This window comes from Kitasatospora cathayae, assembly GCF_027627435.1.
GTDB lineage: Bacteria > Actinomycetota > Actinomycetes > Streptomycetales > Streptomycetaceae > Kitasatospora > Kitasatospora cathayae.
This window is the reverse complement of the sequence record NZ_CP115450.1, coordinates 3,931,803-3,955,948: the sequence shown is the minus strand read 5'-3', so window position 1 is coordinate 3,955,948 and position 24,146 is coordinate 3,931,803. Positions and strand designations below refer to the sequence as shown.

General features: G+C 72.8%; 21 protein-coding genes. 14 read left to right on the top strand and 7 right to left on the bottom strand.

Annotated features, from left to right (window positions below):
* Positions 1-98 precede the first annotated feature (98 nt).
* Complete coding sequence (locus O1G21_RS17405; protein ID WP_270144871.1) at positions 99-1,199, bottom strand: citrate synthase 2; 1,101 nt, start codon at positions 1,197-1,199, stop codon at positions 99-101.
* Positions 1,200-1,617: 418 nt separating this feature from the next.
* Here O1G21_RS17405 and pdxH point away from each other — a divergent pair, with 418 nt between their 5' ends.
* The 12 genes from pdxH (at position 1,618) to O1G21_RS17345 (ending at position 18,191) form a co-directional block, all read left to right on the top strand.
* Positions 1,618-2,250, top strand: coding sequence for a pyridoxamine 5'-phosphate oxidase (gene pdxH / locus O1G21_RS17400; RefSeq protein ID WP_270151070.1), 633 nt, complete (start codon positions 1,618-1,620; stop codon positions 2,248-2,250).
* Positions 2,251-2,407: 157 nt separating this feature from the next.
* Positions 2,408-2,602 carry an FxSxx-COOH cyclophane-containing RiPP peptide gene (gene fxsA / locus O1G21_RS17395; RefSeq protein WP_270144870.1) on the top strand — a complete coding sequence of 65 codons (195 nt, stop codon included), beginning with the start codon at positions 2,408-2,410 and terminating at the stop codon, positions 2,600-2,602.
* A gap of 148 nt (positions 2,603-2,750) precedes the next feature.
* A complete protein-coding gene (locus O1G21_RS17390) occupies positions 2,751-4,145 on the top strand; it encodes a TIR-like protein FxsC (RefSeq protein WP_270144868.1) in 1,395 nt (464 codons plus the stop codon).
* Complete coding sequence (fxsT, locus tag O1G21_RS17385; RefSeq protein WP_270144866.1) at positions 4,142-8,155, top strand: FxSxx-COOH system tetratricopeptide repeat protein; 4,014 nt, start codon at positions 4,142-4,144, stop codon at positions 8,153-8,155. Before O1G21_RS17390 ends, fxsT begins: the two co-directional genes overlap by 4 nt.
* Positions 8,156-8,198: 43 nt before the next feature.
* Positions 8,199-9,377 carry an FxsB family cyclophane-forming radical SAM/SPASM peptide maturase gene (locus O1G21_RS17380; protein ID WP_270144865.1) on the top strand — a complete coding sequence of 393 codons (1,179 nt, stop codon included), beginning with the start codon at positions 8,199-8,201 and terminating at the stop codon, positions 9,375-9,377.
* 256 nt (positions 9,378-9,633) lie between these two features.
* Complete coding sequence (locus O1G21_RS17375; protein ID WP_270144863.1) at positions 9,634-10,722, top strand: aKG-HExxH-type peptide beta-hydroxylase; 1,089 nt, start codon at positions 9,634-9,636, stop codon at positions 10,720-10,722.
* 336 nt (positions 10,723-11,058) lie between these two features.
* Positions 11,059-11,244, top strand: a complete 186-nt coding sequence (locus O1G21_RS17370; protein ID WP_270144861.1) for a hypothetical protein — start codon at positions 11,059-11,061, stop codon at positions 11,242-11,244.
* Positions 11,245-11,299: 55 nt separating this feature from the next.
* Complete coding sequence (locus tag O1G21_RS17365; RefSeq protein WP_270151068.1) at positions 11,300-13,711, top strand: FxsB family cyclophane-forming radical SAM/SPASM peptide maturase; 2,412 nt, start codon at positions 11,300-11,302, stop codon at positions 13,709-13,711.
* Positions 13,712-13,727: 16 nt separating this feature from the next.
* On the top strand, positions 13,728-14,501 hold the full coding sequence (locus O1G21_RS17360) for an aminoglycoside N(3)-acetyltransferase (protein ID WP_270144860.1): 774 nt from the start codon (positions 13,728-13,730) through the stop codon (positions 14,499-14,501).
* Positions 14,502-14,873: 372 nt separating this feature from the next.
* Positions 14,874-15,542: a DUF4097 family beta strand repeat-containing protein gene (locus tag O1G21_RS17355; protein ID WP_270144858.1), complete on the top strand. Its 669-nt coding sequence runs from the start codon at positions 14,874-14,876 to the stop codon at positions 15,540-15,542.
* A 31-nt stretch (positions 15,543-15,573) separates the two neighbouring features.
* Positions 15,574-16,668 carry a serine hydrolase domain-containing protein gene (locus O1G21_RS17350; protein WP_270144856.1) on the top strand — a complete coding sequence of 365 codons (1,095 nt, stop codon included), beginning with the start codon at positions 15,574-15,576 and terminating at the stop codon, positions 16,666-16,668.
* Between the two features lie 974 nt (positions 16,669-17,642).
* Positions 17,643-18,191, top strand: coding sequence for a hypothetical protein (locus O1G21_RS17345; RefSeq protein WP_270144854.1), 549 nt, complete (start codon positions 17,643-17,645; stop codon positions 18,189-18,191).
* A gap of 17 nt (positions 18,192-18,208) precedes the next feature.
* Here O1G21_RS17345 and O1G21_RS17340 read toward each other — a convergent pair whose 3' ends face one another.
* From O1G21_RS17340 to O1G21_RS17320, 5 genes are all read right to left on the bottom strand, one after another.
* Entirely contained in the window at positions 18,209-18,718 is a 510-nt protein-coding gene (locus tag O1G21_RS17340; RefSeq protein ID WP_270144852.1) for a hypothetical protein, read from the bottom strand.
* A 259-nt stretch (positions 18,719-18,977) separates the two neighbouring features.
* Positions 18,978-19,415: a DUF3574 domain-containing protein gene (locus O1G21_RS17335; RefSeq protein WP_270144851.1), complete on the bottom strand. Its 438-nt coding sequence runs from the start codon at positions 19,413-19,415 to the stop codon at positions 18,978-18,980.
* A gap of 66 nt (positions 19,416-19,481) precedes the next feature.
* A complete protein-coding gene (locus O1G21_RS17330; RefSeq protein ID WP_270144849.1) occupies positions 19,482-20,039 on the bottom strand; it encodes a GNAT family N-acetyltransferase in 558 nt (185 codons plus the stop codon).
* A gap of 79 nt (positions 20,040-20,118) precedes the next feature.
* A complete protein-coding gene (locus O1G21_RS41415; protein ID WP_405000661.1) occupies positions 20,119-20,394 on the bottom strand; it encodes a DUF397 domain-containing protein in 276 nt (91 codons plus the stop codon).
* A gap of 415 nt (positions 20,395-20,809) precedes the next feature.
* On the bottom strand, positions 20,810-21,286 hold the full coding sequence (locus O1G21_RS17320; protein WP_333493471.1) for a hypothetical protein: 477 nt from the start codon (positions 21,284-21,286) through the stop codon (positions 20,810-20,812).
* A 64-nt stretch (positions 21,287-21,350) separates the two neighbouring features.
* Between O1G21_RS17320 and O1G21_RS17315 the strand changes: the two genes are divergently transcribed.
* Positions 21,351-22,280, top strand: a complete 930-nt coding sequence (locus O1G21_RS17315) for a helix-turn-helix transcriptional regulator (protein WP_270144847.1) — start codon at positions 21,351-21,353, stop codon at positions 22,278-22,280.
* Positions 22,281-22,284: 4 nt separating this feature from the next.
* On the opposite strand, the gene O1G21_RS17310 is transcribed toward O1G21_RS17315, so the two are convergent.
* Positions 22,285-22,500, bottom strand: coding sequence for a DUF397 domain-containing protein (locus O1G21_RS17310; RefSeq protein WP_270144844.1), 216 nt, complete (start codon positions 22,498-22,500; stop codon positions 22,285-22,287).
* A 198-nt stretch (positions 22,501-22,698) separates the two neighbouring features.
* On the opposite strand from O1G21_RS17310, the gene O1G21_RS17305 reads away from it, so the two are divergent.
* A complete protein-coding gene (locus O1G21_RS17305) occupies positions 22,699-24,123 on the top strand; it encodes a TIR-like protein FxsC (RefSeq protein WP_270144843.1) in 1,425 nt (474 codons plus the stop codon).
* Positions 24,124-24,146 lie beyond the last annotated feature (23 nt).

Below are 24,146 nucleotides of genomic sequence, written 5' to 3'. Positions count from 1 at the left end.
TCTCGGCTGCCGCCGGACGCCGACAGCGGGCCCGGCCGGAGCCGGACCCGCTGGTCAGAGGGCGTTTCAGGAGCGGAAGCCCAGTGCGCTCAGCGCGCTCAGTGCGCGATGGCGTCCCAGCCCTCGATCTCCTCGGGTCGGCGCGGGCCGGGGCCGATGTAGCGCGCGGAGGGGCGCACGAGGCGACCGGTGCGCTTCTGCTCGAGGATGTGCGCCGACCAGCCCGCGGTGCGCGCGCAGGTGAACATCGAGGTGAACATGTGCGCCGGGACCTCGGCGAAGTCCAGCATGATCGCGGCCCAGAACTCGACGTTGGTGGCGAGCACCCGGTCGGGGCGGCGGGCGTGCAGCTCCTCCAGCGCGGCCTTCTCCAGCGCCTCGGCGACCTCGAAGCGCGGCGCGCCGAGCTCCTTGGCGGTGCGGCGCAGCACCCGGGCGCGCGGGTCCTCGGCGCGGTAGACGCGGTGCCCGAAGCCCATCAGGCGCTCGCCCTTGTCCAGCGCGTTCCTGACCCACTTGACGGCGTCGCCGGTGCGCTCGATCTCCTCGATCATGCCGAGCACGCGGGAGGGGGCGCCGCCGTGCAGCGGGCCGGACATCGCGCCGACCGCGCCGGAGAGCGCGGCCGCGACGTCGGCGCCGGTGGAGGCGATGACCCGGGCGGTGAAGGTGGAGGCGTTCATGCCGTGCTCGGCGGCCGAGGTCCAGTAGGCGTCGACGGCCTTGACGTGCTTCGGGTCCGGCTCGCCGCGCCAGCGGATCATGAACCGCTCGACGACCGTCTCGGCCTTGTCGATCTCGCTCTGCGGGACCATCGGCAGGCCCTGGCCGCGGGCGGACTGGGCGACGTAGGACAGCGCCATCACGGCGGCCCGGGCGAGGTCGTCGCGGGCCTGCTCGGCGGAGATGTCGAGCAGCGGCTTGAGGCCCCAGACCGGGGCGAGCATGGCGAGCGCGGACTGGACGTCGACCCGGATGTCGCCGGAGTGCACCGGGATCGGGAAGGGCTCGGCGGCCGGCAGGCCGGGGTTGAACTTGCCGTCCACCAGCAGGCCCCAGACGTGGCCGAAGGAGACGTGGCCGACCAGGTCGTCGATGTCGACACCGCGGTACCGCAGGGCGCCGCCTTCACGGTCGGGTTCGGCGATCTCGCTCTCGAACGCGACGACTCCCTCAAGCCCGGGTACGAAATCGGACATGCGACGGCTCCTTCAGTTCTGCGATCGGCGCTCCGCCGTGGTGGGGCGGCGCGCCAGTGACCGAATCGTGGTTGGCACTCGGTGCCAGAGTGACAGGCACGGGGTGCATTGCGCCATACACCACCGCGGTGATGTTTCCCGTAGGACCGCTTGACCTTTCCGCCGAGGGGTCGGTCGTGCCCGGGGGATTCCCGGAACCAAACGCCCGGTTCCGGACAATTCCCCGTACGGCGGGCGGCCAAGCGGTGGCGAGTCACCATAACTCCGACCGGGGTTTGTCCGGAGGTAGCGGTGCCGGTTGCTTGTCGTACGGGATGATGTTGGCGTGCAGACCCCGGAACGCGCCCAGTCGACGCCCCTGAGCCCCGCCATCCGGACCCTGGCCGACGCGGCCAGCCCCGGTCCGGACCTCACCGTGATGCGCAAGCACTACACCCACGAGGGTCTGACCGAGGAGCAACTCGCGCCCGAGCCGATCGGCCAGTTCACCCGCTGGTTCCTGGAGGCGGACGGCGCCGGCGTGGTGGAACCCAACGCCATGGTGCTCTCCACCGCCGACGCCCAGGGCCGGCCCAGCTCGCGCACCGTGCTGCTCAAGGGCTACGACGCGCGCGGCTTCGTGTTCTTCACCAACTACGGCTCCCGCAAGGGCTCCGAGCTCGCCGCCAACCCGTACGCCGGGCTGCTCTTCCCGTGGATCGCGCTGGCCCGCCAGGTGATCGTCCAGGGCCGGGTCGAGAAGGTCGGCCGGGACGAGACCGCCGCCTACTTCCGCACCCGCCCGCACGGCTCCCAGCTCGGCGCCTGGGCCAGCGAGCAGTCCAGCCCGGTCAGCGGCCGCGAGGTCCTCGAACAGCGCTACGCCGACCTGGAGCGCCGCTACCCCGAGGGCGAGGGCGTCCCCGTCCCGCCGTTCTGGGGCGGCTACCGGGTCGTCCCGGAGAGCGTGGAGTTCTGGCAGGGGCGCGAGAACCGGCTGCACGACCGGCTGCGCTACCTCGCCGACCCGGCCGACCCGACCGGCTGGCGGGTGGAACGGCTCTGCCCGTGACCGCCGGGCTGCTCCGTCCGTACCGCGTCCGGGCGCGGCGAGTACACGGAACTGACGCAGCGTCACCGATTTGTGTAGGATGTGCGCGTCGCGGACCTGGGTCGATCGTTCTTCCGGCCGGCAGCCCGCTGTGCCGGCACGATCGAGTGAGGGACTGATGGGCGTCACCGGTGCGGAAACCGCCGCTGGACTCGGCTCTGACCTGGTCGACGTCACCGCCCTGCCGCTCGACGAACTCGACGCCCTGCCCGACACCGTCCTCGGCGACCTGCTGCGCCGGGTCGTGGCGGACGCCGTGACCCCCGGCGCGGAGCCGCTCGCCGCCTTCCAGTCGGCGCTCGAACTCCGCTGACTCGAACCCCGCTGACCGGCCGCTGACCGTCGGCTAAACCTCCGAAGGTCGGGAAATATCACCAACTCCCCACCCCACTGGTGCAGTTCACGACATGCTGGGTAGGAGACCAGCGCCGTCACGGCACCGTCAGGGTCGGGGGGAACAGGTGAGTGAACGGGAACAGCAGCGGCCGTACTTCTTCTTCAGCTACGCGCGTCGGGACTTCGAGGCGGGGGACGCCTTCGTCGACCAGTTCTTCAACGACCTGCGGGACGAACTCGGCCGCGTCCTCGGACCGGCCGTCCAGGCCGACGAACTCGCCTTCCGGGACACCGAACGGCTGCGCCTGGGCGACGAGTGGGCCGAGAAGCTGGCCCTGATGCTCGGCCGCAGCCGCACCATGGTCGCGCTCTACTCCCCGGCCTACTTCGCCAGCCTGTACTGCGGCAAGGAGTGGACGGCCTTCCGCGGCCGGGTCCGGCGCCACCACGAGGAGACCGCGGAACTGGTCTCCGCGCTGATCCCGGTGCTCTGGGAGCCGGTCGCCCCCGCCGACCTGGTCACCGAGGTCACCAAGATCCAGTGGGCCCAGCCCGACATGGGGGACGCCTACGCCCGGCACGGCCTGCGCGCCCTGCTGCGCACCGCCCAGCAGGACGCCTACCGGCAGGTCGTCCGGGTGGTCGCCGGACGGATCCGGGACGCGGCCGTGCGGCGGCTCGCCGAACTGCCCGAGTTCGACCTCGACGCCGTCCGCGGCTACTTCCCCGGACCGGCCGCGCCGGCGCCCGCCACCGAACCCGGCATGGTGCGGCTGTTCATCGCGGCCGGCCGGGCCTCGGAGGCCGCCGCCGAGGGCGGCTCCTACGCGGGCGGCTGGTACGGCGCCAGGCCCTGGCACTGGGCGCCGTTCTACCCGCCCGCCCAGCCGTCACTGGCCGCCCGCGCCCAGCAGGTGATCACCAACGCCGGGCACACCACCACGCTGGAGGAGATCGACGCCGGGCTCGGCGAGAAACTCGACCAGGCCCGCGAGGACAGCCAGGTCAGCGTGCTGCTGGTGGACCCCTGGGCGGCCGACAGCGAGCGCTACCGGGCCGCCCTGCGCGCGTACGACGACCAGAACCACCCGGTCACCGGAGTGGTGGTGCCGATCGGCGGCAACGACCCGGACGGGGAGCGCGAAGCGCCGTGGGTCGGCGTGCGCGGCGTGTTCCGTCGCAACTGGTTGCGCCGGCGTGACCCGGAGCACCTGTTCCGCGTGAAAGTGAACCGGGAGAGCTTCGACAGCGACCTCGCCATCATGGTGACGGTCGCTCAGAACAAGCTCATGGACGACAACCTGGATTGGGGGGACGATGGCGGCGACGCCTTCGGCTTCGGCCCGGGCGGCGGCCCTGACATGCCCGGGCTGACCATCCCGGCCGGCCCGCCCGGCCCCTCCGGTCCGCCGCGGAGCCCGTCCGCGCGCCGAGATCCCGAACCGACACCGAAGGACGTGCCCGGCCAGCGCCCGGGCGGCCACGACGGCTCTGTCCCGCTGAGGGGAGACGGACGATGAGCACTGAGCCCGGCACGGAGCCTGGACGCGGCGAACCGGGTTCGGTCGTCACGTTCTACTCGTTCAAGGGCGGCACCGGCCGGACCATGGCACTCGCCAACGTCGGCTGGATCCTCGCCAGCCGGGGCCTGCGCGTCCTGGTCGTCGACTGGGACCTGGAGGCGCCCGGCCTCCACCGCTACTACCACCCGCTCCTGGTCGACCCCGAACTCCACTCCACCGACGGGCTGATCGACCTGCTGCGCTCCTACGTCAAGCAGGCGCTGCCCTCCGCCGCCGGACCGACCGGCCGCTCCCCGGCCGCCTGGCTGGACGAACCCGGCCGCCTCGACGGCTACATCTGCGGCCTCGCCCTCGACCTGCCCGCCGGCGGCCGGCTCGACTTCCTGCCCGCCGGCCGGCAGAACGCCGCCTACGCGGCCGCCGTCACCAGCTTCAACTGGCGCAGCTTCTACCACGGTCGGGACATCCGCGGCGGCGAGTTCCTGCGCGAACTGCGCGAACGCTGGGCCCGCAGCTACGACTACGTGCTCATCGACAGCCGCACCGGCGTCAGCGACACCTCCGGCATCTGCACCGTGCTGATGCCCGACACCGTGGTCGACTGCTTCACCTTCAGCGCCCAGAACATCCGCGGCGGCGTCGATGCCGCCCGGGCCATCGCCGAGGCCGAGGAGCGGGCCATCCGCGTCCTGCCGGTGCCGATGCGGGTCGAGGACGCCGAGCAGGAACGCCTCGAAGCCGGCCGGGACTTCGCCCGCGAGGCCTTCGCCCCCTACCTCGGCCGCTGGCTGCCCGGCGACCGCCGGGCCGCCTACTGGGCCGACGTCGAGGTGCCGTACAAGCCCTTCTACGCCTACGAGGAGGTCCCGGCCACCGTCGCCGACCGGCCGCAGGAGGCGCGCAGCCTGCTCAACGCCTTCGAGCGGCTGGCCGAGTGGATCACCGACGGGCGGGTCCGCTCGCTGCGCCCGCTCAGCTCCGAGGCCCGCCGCCGGCTGTACGGCGCCTACCTGCGCTCCGCCCGCGCCGTCCCCCGCCAGGTCTTCGTCAGCTACGCCCCCGAGGACCGGATGTGGGCCGAGTGGGCGGCCGGCACCCTCACCCGCTTCGGCTACCAGACCTCCCTGCACAATGCCGCCGAGCCGCACGGCGGCCAGCGGCCGCCCGAGGTCGCCGGGCCGCTCGACGGTCAGGGCCGGCTGCTCGCGCTGCTCTCGCCCGAGTACACCGCGCTGCCCCGCGCCGCCGAGGTCTGGCAGGCCCTCCAGGGCCGCGAACTGCCCTCCGGCGCCTCCGCGTTGGTCGCCGTGCGGCTGCAGGACTCGGACGAGCCGGTGCCCCGCCCGTTCATCGGCCAGGCGGTGCCCGACCTGGTCCGCTCCTCCGCGACCGGCGCCGAGGCCCAGCTGTACGGCGAACTCGGCCCACCGCCCGGCAGCAACCGCCAGTTCGACTCCGACAGCGGCGAGTTCCTCGCCCCGGCGCGCTTCCCCGGCACCGCCCCGCAGGTCCAGGAGGCACCCTCGCGCAACGCCGCCTTCATCGGCCGCGGCAAACTGCTCGAACTGCTCCGCAACCGCTTCACCGGCGGCCCCGCCGCCGTCCTCAGCCAGGTCCTCTACGGCTTCGGCGGCGCCGGCAAGTCCCAGATCGCCGCCGAGTACGCGCACCGCTTCAAGTCCGCCTACGACGTCATCTGGTGGGTGCCCGCCGAGGAACCCGCCAACATCCCGCAGAAACTCGCCGAACTCGCCCCCCGGCTCGGCGTCCCCACCAGCGACGACGTCGCCCACACCGCCGCCGCCGTGCTCGACGCGCTGCGCCGCGGCCACCCGTACCGCCGCTGGCTGCTGGTCTTCGACAACGCCGGCACCCCCGAGGAACTCGCCCCCTGGCAGCCCGGCGAATCCTCCGGCGGGCACGTGCTGATCACCTCGCGCAACCAGGGCTGGGCCCGGCACGCCGGCCTGGTCGAGGTCGACGTCTTCCTGCGCGAGGAGAGCATCCGGCTGCTGCGCCGCTTCAACGGCGGCCTCTCCCCGGAGGACGCCGACCAGGTCGCCCACCGCCTCGGCGACCTCCCGCTCGCCGTCGGCCAGGCCGCCGTCTGGCTGCAGGAGACGTCGATGCCGATCGCCACCTACCTCGAACTGCTCGACGACGAGCTCACCGAGATGCTCGAACGCACCCGGCTGCGCCCCGCCGAGTACCCCCACTCCGCCGCCGCCACCTGGCGCATCTCGGTCGAGGAACTGCGCCGGATGAACGCCCCGGCCGCCCAGATCCTGGAGATCTGCGCCTTCTTCGGCCCGGACGCCATCCCGATGCGGCTGCTCTACAGCCGGGCCGTCACCCGCGCCCTGCGGCTGCCCCCGCGCGCGCCCCGCGACAAGCTCGCGATCGGCGAGTTCCTGCGCGCCATCAACCGGTTCGGACTCGCCCGCACCGACCAGAGCAGCGAGACCATCACCGTGCACCGGCTGGTCCAGGCCGTGCTCCGGGACCAGGTCGAGGAGGGGCGGCAGGCCGAGCTGCGCGCCGTCGTGCACGCGGCCCTGGCCACCGCCAACCCCGGCGACCCGGACATCCCCGCCAACTGGGCCGAGTACGCCGAACTCCTGCCCCACCTCTGGCCGTCCGGCGCGCTCGACAGCGCCGACGAGGACGTCCGGCAGTGGATCATCGACTCGGTCCGCTACCAGTGGAAGCGCAGCCTGCACGAGTCCGGCCGGGAACTGGCCGAGCGGACCATCGCGCACTGGCGCGAGGACGGATACGGCGGGCCCGACTTCGACGTCGACAACGACGCCCAGACGCTCATGCTGCGCACCCAGCTGAGCAACATCCGCCGCTCCCAGGGCGCCCTCCAGGAGGCGTACGAGATGGACCGGGACATCCTGGAGCGGTTCACCGCGACCCTGGGCCCGGAACACTCCCACACCCTCGCCGTCGCCAACAGCCTCGGCGCCGACCTGCGCTTCCTCGGCCGCTACGACGAGGCCCGGGCGCTCGACCGCCGGACCCTGGACGCCGCCCGGCGCACCCTCGGACCGGACCACCCGCGCACCCTGATGATCACCAACAACCTCGCCGTCTCCGACTACCTGGCCGGCGACCGCCGCGCCGCCCTGGAACGGCACCGCAGCAACTACCTCCAGCAGCGCGACGCCCTCGGCGCGCACAGCCTCTACGCGCTGTCCTCCGCCTCCAACTACGCCCGCGACCTGCGCGAGACCGGGCGGCTGCGGGAGGCGCTGGACCTGCTGGAGGAGACCGTCCGGATCTACCAGCAGACCATCGGCGACAACCACACCGACACCCTGCGCGCCCGCAAGAACCTCGCCGTGGCGCTGCGCCGGGCCGGGCGCTACCACGAGGCCCTGGAGATCGACGAGGACATCTACCAGCGCTACCTGGACATCAACGGCCCCGAGCACCCCGACACCCTGGCCGCCGCCACCAACCTGGCCAGCGACCTCAACGCGCTCGGCGACACCGACCGGGCCATCCCGCTGGCCGAACGGGCGCTCGCGCGCTACCGCGACTACCTGGGCGAGGACCACCCGGTCACGCTGGCCGGCGCCAACAACCTCTCGGTCTACCTGCGGCTGGCCGGGCGGGCCGCGGAGGCCCGGGAACTGTCCGGGCGCACGCTGGCGCAGTTCCGGACCGTCCTCGGCGCGCGCCACCTCTACATCCCGATCGCGATGATGAACCACGCGAACGACCTCGCGCTGGCCGGCGAGACCCGGGCCGCGCTCGCCCTGGAACAGGAGGCGGCGCCGCTGATGACCGACGTGCTCGGCCCGGACCACTACGACTCCATCGGCATCACCTCCAACCTGGCGCTGAGCCTGGCGGCGGTCGGGGAGGGCGAGCGGGCCGCCGAACTGCGGGCGGACTGCATCCGGCGGGCCCGGGTGACGCTGGGGGAGGAGCACCCGACCACGGTCGCGGTGAAGGCGGGGACGAGGCTCGACTCGGACGTGGAGCCCCCGCACGTGTGACGGGCGGTCAGCGAACTCGCCGGGCGGTGCTAGGTTCACGCGCATGGTGCCGTTCCGGCAGTTCCTGCTGAAGATCCACAGCCGTTGCAACCTGGCCTGCGACTACTGCTACATGTACGAGGGCGCCGACCAGAGCTGGCGCGACCGGCCCCGCCGGATGGAGCTGGCGACCGTGCGCCGCACCGCCCGGCGGATCGCCGAGCACGCGGCCGAGCAGGGGCTGGACGAGGTCTCCGTGGTGCTGCACGGCGGCGAGCCGCTGCTCGTCGGACCGGTCCACCTGGACGCGCTGCTGGCCGAGTTGGCTCGGATCGCCGACGTCGGGCCGCGGGTGCGGTTCAGCCTGCAGACCAACGGGCTGCGGCTGCTGGACCAGCCCGCGCTGCTCGACGTGCTGCACCGCCACCGGGTCGGCGTGGCGGTCTCGCTGGACGGCACCCGGGCCGACCACGACCGGCACCGGCGGCTGCCCTCCGGAGGGGGCAGCTGGGAGCGGACCGCGGCGGCGGTGCGGCTGCTCGGCTCGGACCGGCACCGGGAGCTGTTCGCCGGCCTGCTGTGCGTCGTCGACCTGGCCGCCGACCCGGTCGCCACCTACGAGGCGCTGCTGGAGTTCGCGCCGCCCCGGCTCGACCTGCTGCTGCCGCACGCCACCTGGCAGGAGCCGCCGGCGGGCGTCCGGCGGTCGGTGCCGGTCGCGCCCCCCTCGGGCGTCGACTCCGCGCCGTACGGGGAGTGGCTGATCGCAGCCTTCGACCGCTGGTACGACGCGCCGTACCGGGAGACCGGGGTGCGGCTGTTCGAGGAGCTGTCCGTGCTGCTGCTCGGCGGGCGGGCGGCCAGCGAGGCGGTCGGGCTGGCGCCGGTGGACCTGGTGGTGGTCGAGGCGGACGGCACTCTCGAACAGGCCGACAGCCTCAAGGTGACGTACGACGGGGCCGCCGGGACGGGGCTGGACGTGTGGCGGCACGGCTTCACGGAGGCGGCCGCGCACCCGGGGTTCCGGGCCCGCCAGCGGGGCCTCGCCGGGCTCGGGGCGGTGTGCGGGGCGTGCCCGCTGGTCCGGGTCTGCGGCGGAGGGCTCTACGCCCACCGCTACGCGGGCGACGGGTTCGCTCACCCGTCCGTGTACTGCGCGGACATGGATCGGCTGATCCGGCACATCGCGGGGCGGCTGCGGGCCGGGGTGGCGGAGCTGACCGGGGCGGGGCAGGGGCGGTAGGGCCGTCCGGTGGGTCCGGTGGGTCCGGGCGGATGGGGCCGTGGCAGGGGGGGGCGTCGGGGGGCGTCAGGGCTGCGCTCACCCGTCCGGGTCATGGGCGGGTCGGGACCGGCTGAGCCGGCGCCGGGCGGGGAGACTGCGGGCGGACCGGGCGGATGGTTCGGCCGGTCAGTTCAGCATTTTCAGAATTTTCGGGACTTTCGGGACTTTCAGCGCTTTCAGGATGTTCGGGCTTTTCGGGAGAGAGGACGGACCGGTGACGGGTACGGGCGAGGCGGTGGCGGCCGGGGTGCCGGGCGCGCGCGGGGCGGACGGGTCTGTGACGGAGGGGAGCGGGGCGGGCGGGCTGCCCCGGCACGCCGTGGACCGGGCGACGTTCCGGGCGATCGCGGGCGCGCGCGGCGGCCCGGAGGCCGTCCGGCTGCTGCGCGCGGGCCAGTTGAGCAAGCGGGCGCTGCTGCTGCTGGCGCTGCGCCGGGCGGCTCCGCAGGACGAGGACTTCCGGGAGGCGTACGGCGAGGTGTGCGCGCTCCAGCGGAGCGACCGGGCGCGCTGGGAAGAGGTGCTGCTGCGGCCGGAGTTGGACGCCTGGGCGGCCGACTGCCTGCGGGCGCGGTCGCTCGGCTCGGCGGTGCCGCTGGACGGGCTGGGCGACTTCCTGCGGGCGGATCCCGGCGCGGTGCTCGACCTGGAGTGCGACGGGCTGCGCTGGACGCCGAGAGTGGACCACCTCGGGCCGCGCCGGGTGGACTACGGGCGGCCGCCGGTCGGGCCGCTGTCCGTCGACGAACTGCGTCGCTGGGAGGAGCAGTCGGCGGCGGCCTGGGAGATCCTGGTGCGCCGCCACCGCAGGCACGCGGCCGCGGTGGCGGCCTGCGTCACCGTGGTGGTGCCGCTGCGTCCCGCGCCCGGCGGGGAGGCGGTCAGTGCGGCCGCCCGCCGGGCGTACGGCGCGGTGGCGGCCTCGCTGCCGGGCGATCCGGTACTGCTGGCGCTGGCCCTGGTGCACGAGTTCCTGCACATCCAACTCGGTGCCCTGCTGGACCTCGTACCGCTGCACCGGCCGAACGGCCCGGCGGTCTACCACGCCCCCTGGCGGCCCGACCGGCGCCCGGCCGGTGCGCTGCTCCAGGGGACGTACGCCCACCTGGGCGTGGCGTCCTTCTGGTGCGCCGAGGCGGCCGCCGGGATGAGTGAACCGTCGCGCGCGGAACGGGAGTTCGCCTGCTGGCGGGCGCACACCCTGGCGGCGGCCGGAACCCTGCTGGAGTGCGGTGAACTCACTGCGGACGGGCGGGAGTTCACCGAGGAACTGGCGCGCGCCGTCCGCGAACTGGACGGCTGAAGGGGCTCGCCCGGCGGCCGGGAGTCCGTCGGTCGAGCAGGGCCGCGGCAGTTTCGGGAGCGCTTTTGCTCCGGTGGCGCGCACCCGGGCGAGGACCGGACGGAGGGCTCGAACGCCTGTTCCGGCCAAGGCGCTTCGGCGCGCAATGGCGAAGCGCGCGACCGCTGAACGGGTGAATTCTGGGGCCATTACGCGCTGTGGTATGGCGTCGGCTGGCTGGGCAGACCAACTTGAGGAGGCAAGGTGCCGCGCGGACTCCTCGCTGGCACTACATTGGTCGCAACCGGGTGACCTACCCGCACTCGGCAGGTCCTAACCGCGCCTAAGGAAACGAACATGACTCCGGTAACCAGCACCAGGCCGGCCGGCAACCTCACTGACACTCAGGAGACGCCGGAACGCCCGTCCCTCGCCGAGCTCGCCGCCCTGGGTGCGGAGGAACTCGCCTCCCGGCTGCAGCGCGCCCTCCCCGGCGCGGAATCCGGCCTCGTGCCGGTCGCGGCCTTCAACTCCTCGATCTGACCCGGACCGGAACACCGAACGGACCCCAGGCCGAGCTGAACCTGCCACACCCATGATGACGCGAATTCCGGTGCCACTGACGCAATTCGTGGTCAAGATGCACAGCCGGTGCGACCTCGCCTGCGACCACTGCTACGTCTACGAGCACGCGGACAGCAGCTGGCGCTCCCGCCCCAAGGTCATCGGGGACGGGATCCTGGCCAAGGCCGCCGAGCGGATCGGCGAGCATGCGGTCGCCCACCGGCTGTCCGCCGTCCGGGTCGTCCTGCACGGGGGAGAGCCCCTGCTCGCCGGCCCGGACCGGTTGCGCCGCGCCGCCGAGGCGTTCCGGGCTGCGCTGCCCCCCGGCTGCGCCCTCGATCTGCGCATCCACACCAACGGCGTGCTGCTCAGCCGCGCCTTCTGCGCGCTGTTCGCGGAGCTGGACGTCAAGGTCGGCATCTCGCTGGACGGCGACCGGGCCGCCAACGACCGTCACCGGCGCTTCGCCGACGGGCGGAGCAGCCATCCGCAGGTGCTGCGGGCGGTCGGGCTGCTGAACGAGCCCGAGTACCGGCACCTGTTCGCCGGGCTGCTGTGCACCATCGACATCGAGAACGACCCGGTGGCCGTGTACCGGGCGCTGGCCGAACTCCGACCCCCGGCCGTGGACTTCCTGCTGCCGCACGCCACGTGGGAGGAGCCGCCGAAGCGGCTGCCAGGAGGCGGGGAGGCGCCGTACGCCGACTGGCTGCTGACCGTCCACCGGCTGTGGGAGGCGGACGGGCGGCCGTTCGCCGTGCGCACCTTCGAATCCGTGCACCGCACCCAGCGGGGGCTGTCCAGTCTGACCGAGTCGCTGGGGCTGGAGCCCTCGGACCTGGCGGTGCTGGAGACGGACGGGACTTTCGAGCAGGCGGACAGCCTGAAGACCGCGTACGACGGGGCGCCCGTCACCGGGATGAACGTCTTCGCGCACAGCCTCGACGACCTCGCCCGCCACCCCGGCATCGCCGCCCGACAGTCCGGCCTGGCCGGACTGAGCGCGGCCTGCCGGGCCTGTCCGGTGGTGCGCTCCTGCGGGGGCGGGTTGTACGCCCACCGCTACCGGGCGGACACTGGCTTCGACAATCCCTCCGTCTACTGCGGTGACCTCATGACGCTCATCAACGGTATTGCGGGGAGCGGTGGTTCGGACCCCGAACGTGACTCCCGTCCGGCCGCTGTTCCGGCTCAGGGCGGGGAGCCGCTGCTGTCGGCCGCGCTCGCTCCCGCCCAACTCGACGAACTGGCCCGGGGATACGGCAGTGCCGACACCGTCGCCGCGCTCGGGCGCTCCCAACTCGCGCTGACCCGAGCCATGTTGGCCGCAGCCTGGGACGCCTCCGGGCAGGGCCGGGCGGGCGCGTGGGAGCTGCTGTCGCAGCTCGACGGCTCGGCGCCGGCGGCGGTGGACGCGGTGCTGACGCATCCGTACGCCCGGGCCTGGGCCGCGCGGCGGCTGGCCGGGGACCTGGCGGTCGGGCTCGGGCCGCTGGCCGCGCTGGCCGCCGCCGCCGCGGTGCGGGCCGGGCGGGGGGACGCGGTCGCGGTGCCGGTGCGGGGCGGGTGGCTGCACCTGCCGACGCTGGGCCGGGTCGCGGTGCCGGACGGGGAGGCGCTGGTCATCGGGCGGGCGGACGGCTTCGAGGTGCGGGCCGCCGACGGATCGGTGCGCACGACGCTGGATCAGCCGCTGCGCCGCGTCCGGCTGGCCGGGGGCTGGACGGTCGCGCTGGAGGACCTCGACCCGCTGCGGGACAGTCACGACCACCCGGTGGCCGAGCGGCTGTCGGAGGCCGAACTGCTGGGCTGGACGGGCGCGTTGCGGGAGGCCTGGGAGCTGCTCGGACGCGACCTGCCCGGGTACGCGGAGGGCATCCGGGCCGGATTGGCGACGGTGACCCCGCTGCGGCCCGGCCCGACCGGCCGGGACGTCAGCTCGGCGGCCCGGCAGGCGTACGGCGCGGTCGGCATCGCCCGGCCCGCGACGGCGCCGACGCTGGCGCTGCTGCTCGCGCACGAGTTCCAGCACGTGAAGCTGGGGGCGGTGCTGGACCTGTTCGACCTCCACGACCGGGCCGACGACCGGCTGTACTTCGCCCCCTGGCGGCCCGATCCGCGTCCGCTGGAGGGGCTGCTGCAGGGCACCTACGCGCACCTGGCGGTGACCGAGTACTGGGGCACCCGGACGGCCGCGTACGACGGTCTGGCCGGGGCGGCCGCCGGCCGGGCGCGGGCGCAGTTCGCGCTCTGGCGGCGGTACACGGCGGAGGCGGTCGAGCGGCTGGCCGAGTCGGGGGCGCTGACCGGGCTCGGGGTGCGGTTCGCGGAGGGCATGCGGGAGAGCGTCGAGCCGTGGCTCGCGGTACCGCTGCCGGCGGCGGCGGAGCGGGAGGCCGAGCGGGCGCGGCGGGAACGCGATCAACTGCGGCCGGTCGAGGCCTGATTCGGAGGATTTGGGAGTGATCTCCACTGCCGCGCTCGCCGAGCGGTTCGCCCGGCTGGGCGTCCGGCCGGGCATGGTGCTGCACGTCCAGGCCTCGCTGCGGGCGCTCGGGCCGGTCGAGGGCGGGGCGGGCGGCGTGGTCGACGCCCTGTGTGAAGTCCTGGGCGCGGACGGGACGTTGGTGGCGTACACCGCCACGCCCGAGAACTCCTCGACCTCGCGGATCCACCAGGAGGCCGTCGCCGGGCTCTCCCCGGCCGAGGCCGAGGACTACCGGGCGCGGATGCCGCGCTTCGACCCGGCGGCCACCCCGGCCTCCCCGACCATGGGGGCGCTCTCGGAGGCCGTCCGCACCCGGCCCGGCGCCCTGCGCAGCGGCCATCCGCAGACCTCCTGGGCCGCCCTCGGCCCGCTGGCGGGGGAGATCACCGCCCGGCACCCGCTCACCTCGCACCTGGGTCCGGAGTCCCCGCTCGGGCGGCTCTACGAGCTGGACGCCCGGGTGCTGATGCTCGGCGTCGAGATGGCCCGCTTCACCGCCTTCCACCTCGCCGACCTGCGCCAGCCGGGCGTCCGGCTGCGCGAGTACCGCTGCGTCGCGCTGGACGGCTGGACCGCCTTCCGGGCGCCCGACCTGGACGACCTGCACTTCGCCGAGCTCGGCGCCCGGGTCCTCGGTGCGGCCGCCGGGGTTTCCAGCGCCCGGATCGGTACGGCGGACTGCCGGCTGGTGCCGGTCCGGGAGGCCGTCGACCTCGCCGACGGGTTCCTGCGCTCCGGCCGTAGCTGAGCCGGGGGCGACACCCGGGCGGTACTCCGCCGCAAGGACACCCGCTGCACCGGCATGCGGCGGCCGGTGAAGTGGCCGACCGCGGGTGGGGGCTCGACCCGGCGGTCGGCAACGCTCAGGGCGACAGCGTCTCGGTGCTGTTGAACGCCAGGGCCCGGCCATAGCGTTCATCCTCAGTTCATTGCAATGAGCGAGGAGGATGCCGTTGCATTCTCGGCAAGGCCGTTGCAATGATTATGGGCCGTCTAGCTGCAGTGATGGTGATTCTGCGCAACGACGCTGTTGCTAGAACATTGAACGCAACGTAGCGTTTCCTTTGTCGGAAAGCGGCGGGCCGGAGTGGCCGGCGCCGCGGAAGAGAAGGAGAGCACGATGCAGAAGTTCGCCAGCCCCGCCCCGGTCTCCGCCGTCCTGGACATCCCGGCCGGCCGCATCCAGTTCATCGCCGCGGACCGGACCGACACCGTGGTCGAGGTCCGGCCCGCCGACGCGACCAAGGGGCGCGACGTGAAGGCGGCCGAGCGGGTCGAGGTCACCTTCGCCGACGGCGTGCTGCGGGTCCAGGCCCCGGAGGCGGCGAACCGGGTCCTCGGCAACTCCGGCTCGGTCGAGGTGACCGTCCAGCTGCCCGTCGGCTCCCGGGTCGACGCCAAGGCCGCGCTCGGCGAGTTCCGGGGCGTCGGCCGCCTCGGCGACGTCACCCTCCGGGCCGCGCAGGGCACCGTCAAGCTCGACGAGACCGCCGGCGCCCAGCTCACGCTCCAGGACGGGGACATCGCGGTCGGCCGCCTCGGTGGCCCCGCCGAGATCCGCACCCAGAAGGGCGACCTCCGGATCGCCGAGGCCGTCAGCGGCGCCGTCAGCCTGCGCACCGAGTACGGGCAGATCGAGGTCGGCGCCGCCCGCGGGGTCTCCGCCGCCCTGGACGCCGGCACCGGCCACGGCCGGATCCGCAACTCCCTGAAGAACGCCGACGGCACCCCCGGCCTGACCATCCACGCCACCACCGCTTACGGCGACATCACCGCCCGCAGCCTCTGAACCGCACCGCCCCAGCGAAGAAGGAGCGACCATGAACGCCATCGAGCAGAACGCCGCGCAGGACCGCCCCGATCTGCGGAAGGCCATCCAGGACGTCGTCGACGCCGGCTTCGCCGGCATCCAGATGCGGGTGCACGACGAGCAGGGTGGGTGGGTCGGCAGCGCCGGGGTGCACAAGCTCGGCGAGCGCGCCAAGCCGTCCACGGACGGGCAGTTCTGGGTCGGCAGCACCACCAAGACCTTCGTCGCGGCCCTGGTGCTGCACCTGGTCGCCGACGGCATGATCGAGCTGGACTCGCAAGTGGCCGAGCACCTGCCCCGGTTCGGACTGGACGAGCGGATCACCGTGCGGATGCTGCTCCAGCACACCAGCGGCATCTACAACTGCACCGGCGAGCTCGACGCGGAAGGGACGTTCGTACCCGGGCTGCCGTCCGTCGGCAAGGCGTGGGTCGAGAACCGCTTCCACCGCTACCAGCCGGACGAGCTGGTGCGGTTCGCACTGGCGAAGCCGGCGCGGTTCGAGCCGGGCACCGACCAGAGCTACTCCAACACCAACTACACGCTGGCCGTGCTGCTGGTCGAGGCGCTCGGCGGGCGCTCGTACGCCGAGGAGATGCAGCGGCGAATCCTGCGGCCGCTCGGGCTGCGGGACACCCTGGTGCCGGGCGACTCGCCGCAGATCCCCGGCCCGCACGCCCACGGCTACTACCGCTACCAGGACGGCGAGGAGTGGAAGGTCGTGGATGTCTCCCGGCAGAACCTCTCCCTGCTGACCGGTGCCGGGGACATGATCTCCACCACCCGTGACCTGCAGGTCTTCTTCGCCGCCCTGCTCGGCGGCAGGCTCCTCCCGGCCGCCCTGTTGGAGGAGATGCGGACACCCCACGGCCCGCTCGGCTACGGACTCGGCCTGTTCGTCCAGGAGTTGGGCCCGGAGAACGGCGACATCACCATCGTCCACCACAACGGCGGCGCCCCCGGCGGCTTCGGCGCACTGATGATCGGCACCCCGGACGGCCGCCGGACCCTCACCGCCGGACTGACCACCGGAGACTCGGACGCGGACCCGGCGCAGGAGTTCCCGAAGGCGCTGAACGGGCTGATCAATGCGGCGTTCTGCTGAGGCCGGCGGCACCGTCTCGCGTCCCCGCGCAGGAAGTCGACGTGGCCGACTTCCTGCGCGGAGGGAGCGCCATCGACTGCGCAGAGTCCCTGAATGGATACTCTATGGAGTCGGGGGCGTGTTCGGAATCGGAGGAAACGGTGGCGCGGTATCTGCGGATGATCGGGGCTCTGGCCGTCACCGGCCTGGTGGTGGCGTCGGCGCCTGCGGCACGTCCCGGACGAGGGGCCACAGCGGGTCGGCTATTTCGCGGAGGCGCCGCTGCCGGAAGGCGATGTCCCGCTGGCGCAGCTACCGCCGGAGGCCCGGCAGGCGATCGGTTCCTCGCCGTCCAAGATCCGAACGGATACGCCGCGCGGCTACAAGCTGAGGCAGGGCGCGGCTGCCACGGACTACATCTACAACTCGGCGGACGTGTGGGCCATCGAGGCGGACTGCGGTGGCTCCGAATGCCATGCGATCCAGCAGGTGAGGCTGGGGCTGAAGGAGTACGTCTTCGGTGGTGATTCGCGCCGCTGGCGCTTGACGCTGAACTCGTCGCCGTGGTCGGGGCCGAGCGGATTCTCCGCCTCGTACTTCTACGAGTGCGGCGTCAACGTCCCCGGCGCCGTCGGCAAGACGTGTTCGACCTGGAAGTCGGACGGAGCGGACGGGCCCTGCTCGGGGGCCGCGCCCTCACCGGCCGCTATCGGGCGGTGCGGCCTCGTGTTGGCAACGGCCCTGGACATCCTCCGGCTGAGGATGTCGAGACTGCTATCACGTTCGCGTTTCGGGCACCCTCTCTGTGGCGGCTCGAATTCGGCGGCCGCGTCGCCGTTCTTGAGGCCAATCACGCTCCGTGGGTGGCGCCGGGCCTCTCCTTCCCGGGCGACGGTTGGCCGTGGAGATTCGATCCTGAGCCGGCCCGGCTCGTCGTTCCCGTGCTGCCGGAACTTCCGCCCGGCCGCCCGTCGCACCATGGTGGCCGGGCGGCGGTGCAGACGGAGATGGCCGGGCCCGAGGGCACGAGCCTGCACCTGGTGATCGACAGCCGGACGGGCATGGTGCGGCGGGCCTCCGCCCCGGGGACGGCTTACGTCGAGGAGCTTTCCGATCTCGCCTTCCCCGAGACCCTGCCGGACGACCTGTTCGTCCAGCCCCACGACGACGGCAGCTCCGACCGGGCAGAGCTTCTCCGATGGGAGCGGATCCGCGAGCACTACCGGGCTCGGCCGTTGCCAGTGCCGGTCGCTTCCTGGCCGGGACCGCTCGGGCGCCCGTCGCCGATCGACGGCGATCCCGGTACCGGGTATCTCGTCGTGGACCTCGACACCGAGTCGTCTCCGGGTGCACCGACGGCAGCCCAGCTGGTGCGCCAGCCGCTGGACGAGCCGCCGTACCTCTCCGGCTGGGCCACCGACCCGGGTCACCACCTCCAGCGGTGGCGTGATGGCCGTTGGCAGTGGACGCTGGTGCGGGCCGACAACCCGTTGACGGTCTGGCAGTTGGAGCGGGTCCGCGAGGAGTTGGCGAGTCTCCGGTAGGGGCTGGTGGGTGAGGTTCAGCCGCCGGGCTTGTAGTCGCGGTTGCCGCCGACGACGGCGCCGAAGGCCTTGCCCACCCACTGGGCGCAGTTCTTGCAGGGCGGTGCGACCTTGCCGTTCACGTCGACGGTCTTCAGCAGGTAGTACTTGGGCTTGACCCCCTTGCTGACCATCTCCGCGTAGAGGTGCGCCTCCGCGCAGTTGTGCGGCGGCCAGCCCTCCAGTTGCTCGATGTCAGCCCACGGCGGGCGCCACCCCTCACCGACGGGGGTCTCCTGGGCCTGGTCGGAGAGTTCCTTGGCCTCCAGGGTGCCCCGCTGGTCTCGAGAGAAAGTGTCGTAGCCGCTGGTCGCCGAGAACACGTCGGAGTCCTTCTTCTTCCCGCTCTTGCCGTTCTTCGGCCTGAGCGGGGTCGCCGTCGCGAACTTCGTCGAGGGCTTCTGTGCGGCGGCCTTGTCCATCTGGGCTTCGAGGGTCTTCTTGCCCTTGGCGCGCTGGAGTGCGCGGCCCACTGCGGCGTTGCCCACGGTTCGTTGGAGGGTGGCGGCGCTGGACGGGGTCAGGGTGCCGAGGTGGGTGCCGGGGGTCGTGTCGGGGCATCTGCGCGGTTGTGACCGGGACTTGGGGTGTACCGGCCTTCTGTCGTAGTCATGCGCGCCCACGAGCTTTCCCCTCCGATCGCCCGACTCCCGGGAACACCAGGGTCCGGGTTGCGCTGCGGGTGTGGGAAGGCCCGCGAGGGCAGCGTTGGCTGCCTTCGCGGGCCCGGGAGCAGTGGGGGAGCGGTTAGAACGACGTCTTGACCGGCTCGTCCACCCGGCCCACGGACTCCTGCTGGAAGCGCTGGTCGTAGGCGTGACGGATCTCCTCGACGGCGGCGCCCGCCGGCTTCGCCCTGGGGGTCGGGTACAGCAGGGTGACCAGGTAGGAGCGTTCGTGCTCGATGACGCCGAAGCGGTCCCGGTACTGGCCGCGGGCCTGCTCGACGGTGAGGCCGTCGGGGAAGCGCGGAGTGATCACCGAGTCGACGAAGGCCTGGAACTCCTGGTCCGTGACGGCGGGACCGCCGTCGGGCCGCTCGGTGCCGAAGAACAACTCGGTCCGGGCGTACGGATCGTGCGGCGCGATCGGGGTGCCCGCCGCGCCGGCGACGGGGGCGAGCGCCGCACCCGTCAGTAGTACGGCGGTGCCGGCGAGCAGCCCGGCCCAGGTTCTGGTCTCCATGATGTGAGCAACGGCCGACCGGGCTGGGGGATGCACCGGTTCAGCTGGACGGGTGATGGACGGCTATCAGCGCTGCTGCCACTCGCTCCGGGTGAGCTCGTACTCGACCTCGCCGTGTTCGGACCCGGGGATCGGATCCGGCCAGTCCTCGGTGTAGTTCCGGAGGAACGACAGGCCCGACTTCTCCATCACGCGCCGGGAGCGGGTGTTGACGGCCATGGTGTTCGCGGTGACCCGCTCCACCCCGAGGTCGGTGAAGCCCTTGTCGATCAGGGCCCGTGAGCCCTCGGTGGCGTAACCCCTGCCCCAGGAGGCTTGGTTCAGCCGGTAGCCGAGCTCGACGACGGCGGGGCTGTGCTCGTCGAGGGGGCGGAACGCGAACCAGCCCAGGAAGGCCCCGGTGGCCTTCTCCTCGGCGGCCCAGAAGCCACGGGTGCCGAAACACGGGTAGTCGTGGAGGAGTCGCGGCAGGATCCGGGTTTCGATGGTCTCCCGGCTGGTCGGCTTGCCACCGTTGATGAAGCGCACGACCTCGGGGTCGTTGTCGAGCACGAAGAGGTGGTCGGCGTCGGCTTCGGTGAACGGGCGCAGTGAGAGCCGCGTGGTCTCGAGGAAGACATGCATGCGGTGATCCTGGCTGCCGGGTGAGGGGCATGCCACCGGATATCCGCGCCCCGGCCACGGGCCGGGGCGCGGGGAGTGGTCAGGCGATGAAGTGGTCGAACTCGCCGGCCTTGGCGCCGTTGATCCAGGCGTGGAGCTTGGCGCGGGTGGTGCTGACGACGGTGGTGGGGTCGTCGGACTCGCGGAGGTGGATGCAGTCGCCGTCGGAGGCGACCGCGATCGGCCTGGAGAACCTGGATTTCACCGCCGAGAAGCACGGCCGCCGCAAGCGGTTCCGCCAGCTCCTCTCCGGCATCCCCACCGGCAGGCTCCGCGCCCGGCTCATCTCCATGGCCGCCGAGCTGGACCTGGTCATCGTCGCCGTGGACCCCGCCTACACCTCTCAATGGGGTGCGCAGCACTGGCAGAAGCCGCTCGCGACGCCCACCCGCAAGACCACCCGGCACGATGCCGCGAGCATCGCGATCGGGCGACGCGCCCTCGGCCACCCGATCCGGCGACGGACGGCACCGCCCCACGACGACCGGAGCGATTGTCGTGGGCATCGGACCGCCCAGGCCGGACCGGGCGTCCAGGGGCGTGAGGGAACCCGCCGCCCCGTCACGGACCGCGCACACGATGCGCGCAGCCGGCCGGAGACCACGAGAACGCGGGCGACCAGTCGGGCATCCACCACCGTTCGGGATGCACGCAGTGATCAGACCTGGGTCCAAGACTCACTCCTGATCACTTGACTGGAACGGTGTACCGGCGCAGTTCGACGATGAGGCTCATCCGCCGAGCGCGCCCAGGGGCGGACCGGTGCGGGTGAAGTCCATGGTCCAGTTGAGTTCCCAGGTGCGGCCCTCGTCGGCGGAGAACTCCTGCTCCCAGCGGGCGGTGTCCGGGCCGAGCCGGTGCCAGGTGAAGTGCACCCGGATCGGGCGGCCGTCGAGGGTGTCGTCGCCGTGGAAGTCGCCGCGCTCGCCGGTGAAGCCGCCGATCACCGGGGGGTACAGCAGACCGGTCCGGCTGTCGGACCAGTAGATCGACCACTGCTCGGTCGCGCGGTCGAACAGCCGCAGGGTAGCGCCCCGGCGGTCGAAGGTGGGGAAGACGATCTCGTCGATGTTGCCGGCGCCCTCGAAGAGCGGCCGACACACCGTGTGGCCGGGGAACTCCTCCCAGGTGCCGCCGCCGGTGAGCGGTGCGGTGAGGCGGCGGTTGGCGACGTTCCAGGAGCCGTGAAAGAAGTCGAAGTCGTTCATGCGCCGCAGGTTAGGGGCGCTCCACTGACATCCTCTGTCAGTGGAGAACGTGATACTCGACGGCATGCGCGCGAGTCGGCTGGTGAACCTGCTCCTGCTCCTCCAGAACCGCGGCCGGATGACCGCCCAGCAGCTGGCCGGGGAGCTGGAGGTCTCGGTCCGGACGGTCTACCGGGACGTCGAGGCGCTCGCCGCCGCCGGGATCCCGCTGTACGGCGAGGTCGGGCACGCGGGCGGCTACCGGCTGGTCGACGGCTACCGGACCCGCCTCACCGGGCTGACGGCCGACGAGGCGCAGGCCGCCTTCCTCGCCGCGCTCCCGGGCACCGCCGCCGAACTCGGCCTCGGCGAGGCGCTCGCCACCGCCCAGCTCAAACTCCGCGCCGCCCTCCCGGCCGAGCTGCGCGAGCACGCCGGACGGATCCAGGAGCGCTTCCTGCTCGACGCCCCCGGCTGGTACGGCGACGCCGACGAGACCCCGCACCTGGCCGCGGTCGCCACCGCCGTGTGGACCCGACGGGCGGTGGTGCTGCGCTACCGGCGCTGGCGGGCGCCGGAGGAGATCGAGCGGCGGGTGGAGCCGTACGGGCTGGTGCTCAAGGCGGGCCGCTGGTACCTGGTCGCCGGCGGGCCGTCCGGGACGCGCACCTACCGGGTCGACCAGATCGTCGAAGTCGGCGATTCGGCGGGCGAGTTCGCCGTACCGGACGGCTTCGACCTGGCTGCCCACTGGCGGACGTACCTGGAGGACTTCCGGGCCCGGCTGCACACCGGCGAGGCGCTGGTGCGGCTGACCCCGGAGGGCGCCCGCCGCCTCGGAGTGACACCCACAACGGGCGGCTGGACCCAGGCCCGGGTGCCGATCGAGTCGGTCGACCACGCCCACGGGGAGTTCCTGCGGCTCGGCGCCGACGTCGAGGTCCTGGAACCGGCCGAACTGCGCGACCGCATCGCCGCGACCGTCCGGACCCTGGCCGCCCGCTACCGGAGCTGAGGGCTCAGAGGCCGACGAAGTGGTCGAACTCGCCGTCCTTGGCGCCCAGGATCCAGGCGTTGAGCTTGACGCGCGTGGTGGTGACGACCAGCTCGGGGTTGTCGGACTCGCGGATGTAGACGAACTCGCCCTCGGAGGCGATCTCCAGGTAGTTGGCCTCGTCCTCGCTGAAGCTCGACCTCTGCCAGTCGAGCTGCTCCATGCGCTCCATGGGCTCCATGCGTACCCCTCCTGATCGTTCACAACGGCCGCAACGAGGGTACTGCTCGACGAAAGGGCGCAGCGGCATCGTTTCGGTCATGTCAATTCGTGCGAGACGTTGTGCTATTCCATTGGGGTGTCAGTCGTTCCTACACTGAGACCCCGCCGCACGGGGGCTGCGGGAACCAGGTTGCCGACGGGCCCGGGGGAGGCACGTGTGACTGACCGGGGCTGGGACGAGGACGAGGCCCGGCCGTACTTCTTCCTCTCCTACGCGCACACCCCCAAGTCCGGTGCGCGCGGTGCCGGCGACCCGAACCACTGGGTACGGCAGCTGTACCGGGACCTCTGCGAGGCGGTGCTGCAGCTCACCACCGTCCCGGCCGGGGTGCCGGTCGGGTTCATGGACGAGTCCATGCACCAGGGCGAGTTGTGGGCCGATCGGCTGTCCGAGGAACTGGCGAGCTGCCGGGTGTTCGTGCCGCTGTACTCGCCCCGGTACTTCAACAGCGTTCCGTGCGGCCAGGAGTGGCACGCCTTCACCCGCCGCCCGGTGTATCCGGCGACCATCGACGCCGAGCGCACCAGCGGCATCGTCCCGGTGCTGTGGGCGCCGATGAGCCGCTACCGGCTGCCCAAGGTGGCCAGTGAACTCCAGTTCAACCACGCGGGGTTCGGGCCGGACTACGCCACCGAGGGCCTGTACGCGCTGATGAAGCTCAGCTACTTCCGGGCCGCGTACGAGCTGGCCGTGCACCGGCTGGCCGCGCGGATCGTGCAGGTCGCGGAGGAGACGGTGATCCCGGTCGGGCGCCGGCTGGACTTCAACTCGCTGCCCAGCGCCTTCAACGTGACCGCTCCGACCAAGCAGCTGCGGATCTCCGTACTCACCTACCACCAGGGCGAGTTGCCGCCCGACCGCAACCCCGACTTCTACGGCTCCCGGCGCACCGACTGGCACCCCTACCGCCCGGCCGGGTCGCCGATCGCCCAGCACGCGGTCCGCCTGGCCCGGCAGTTGGGGTTCCAGCCGACCGTGCACGAGTTCGACGACGAGGTGGAGTCGATCATCGAGGGCAACGCCGAGGCCCCCGGACTGCTGCTGCTGGACCGGTGGGCGCTGCGCGACCCGCACCGGCGCGAGCTGGTCCGCCGCTTCGACCGCTGCGACGCCACCTGGGTGAGCGTGCTGGAGCCGTGGAACAGCGACGACCCCGAGTGCGACGGCGGCGGCCGTGAACTGGTCGAGCTCAGCGACCAGACGCTGCGGATCACCCGGCGGGCCGGCCGCCCGAGCTTCCTCGGGGTGACCGGCCCGACCGGGCTGAACACCCTGGAGGACTTCGACGACGCGTTGCCCCGGGCGGCGATGAAGGCCAAGTACGCCTTCGAGGGCCGCACCAGGGCCGAACCGGAGGAGCCGCCGGCGCCCCGGCCGAGCCTGCGGGAGGCCTTCCGGCGCGGACCGGCGGCGTACGGGCCGGACGGCTTCGGCGGACACCGGCCGGAATCCTACGGACCGGACCCCTTCGACCGCGACGACGATCCCGACGACGACGCGGACGACAACCGCGACAACCGCGACGACGACCACCGCGACGCCCGTAACGACGACCACCGCGACACCCGCGACGAACCGTGACGACGGCGATGACCCCGATATTG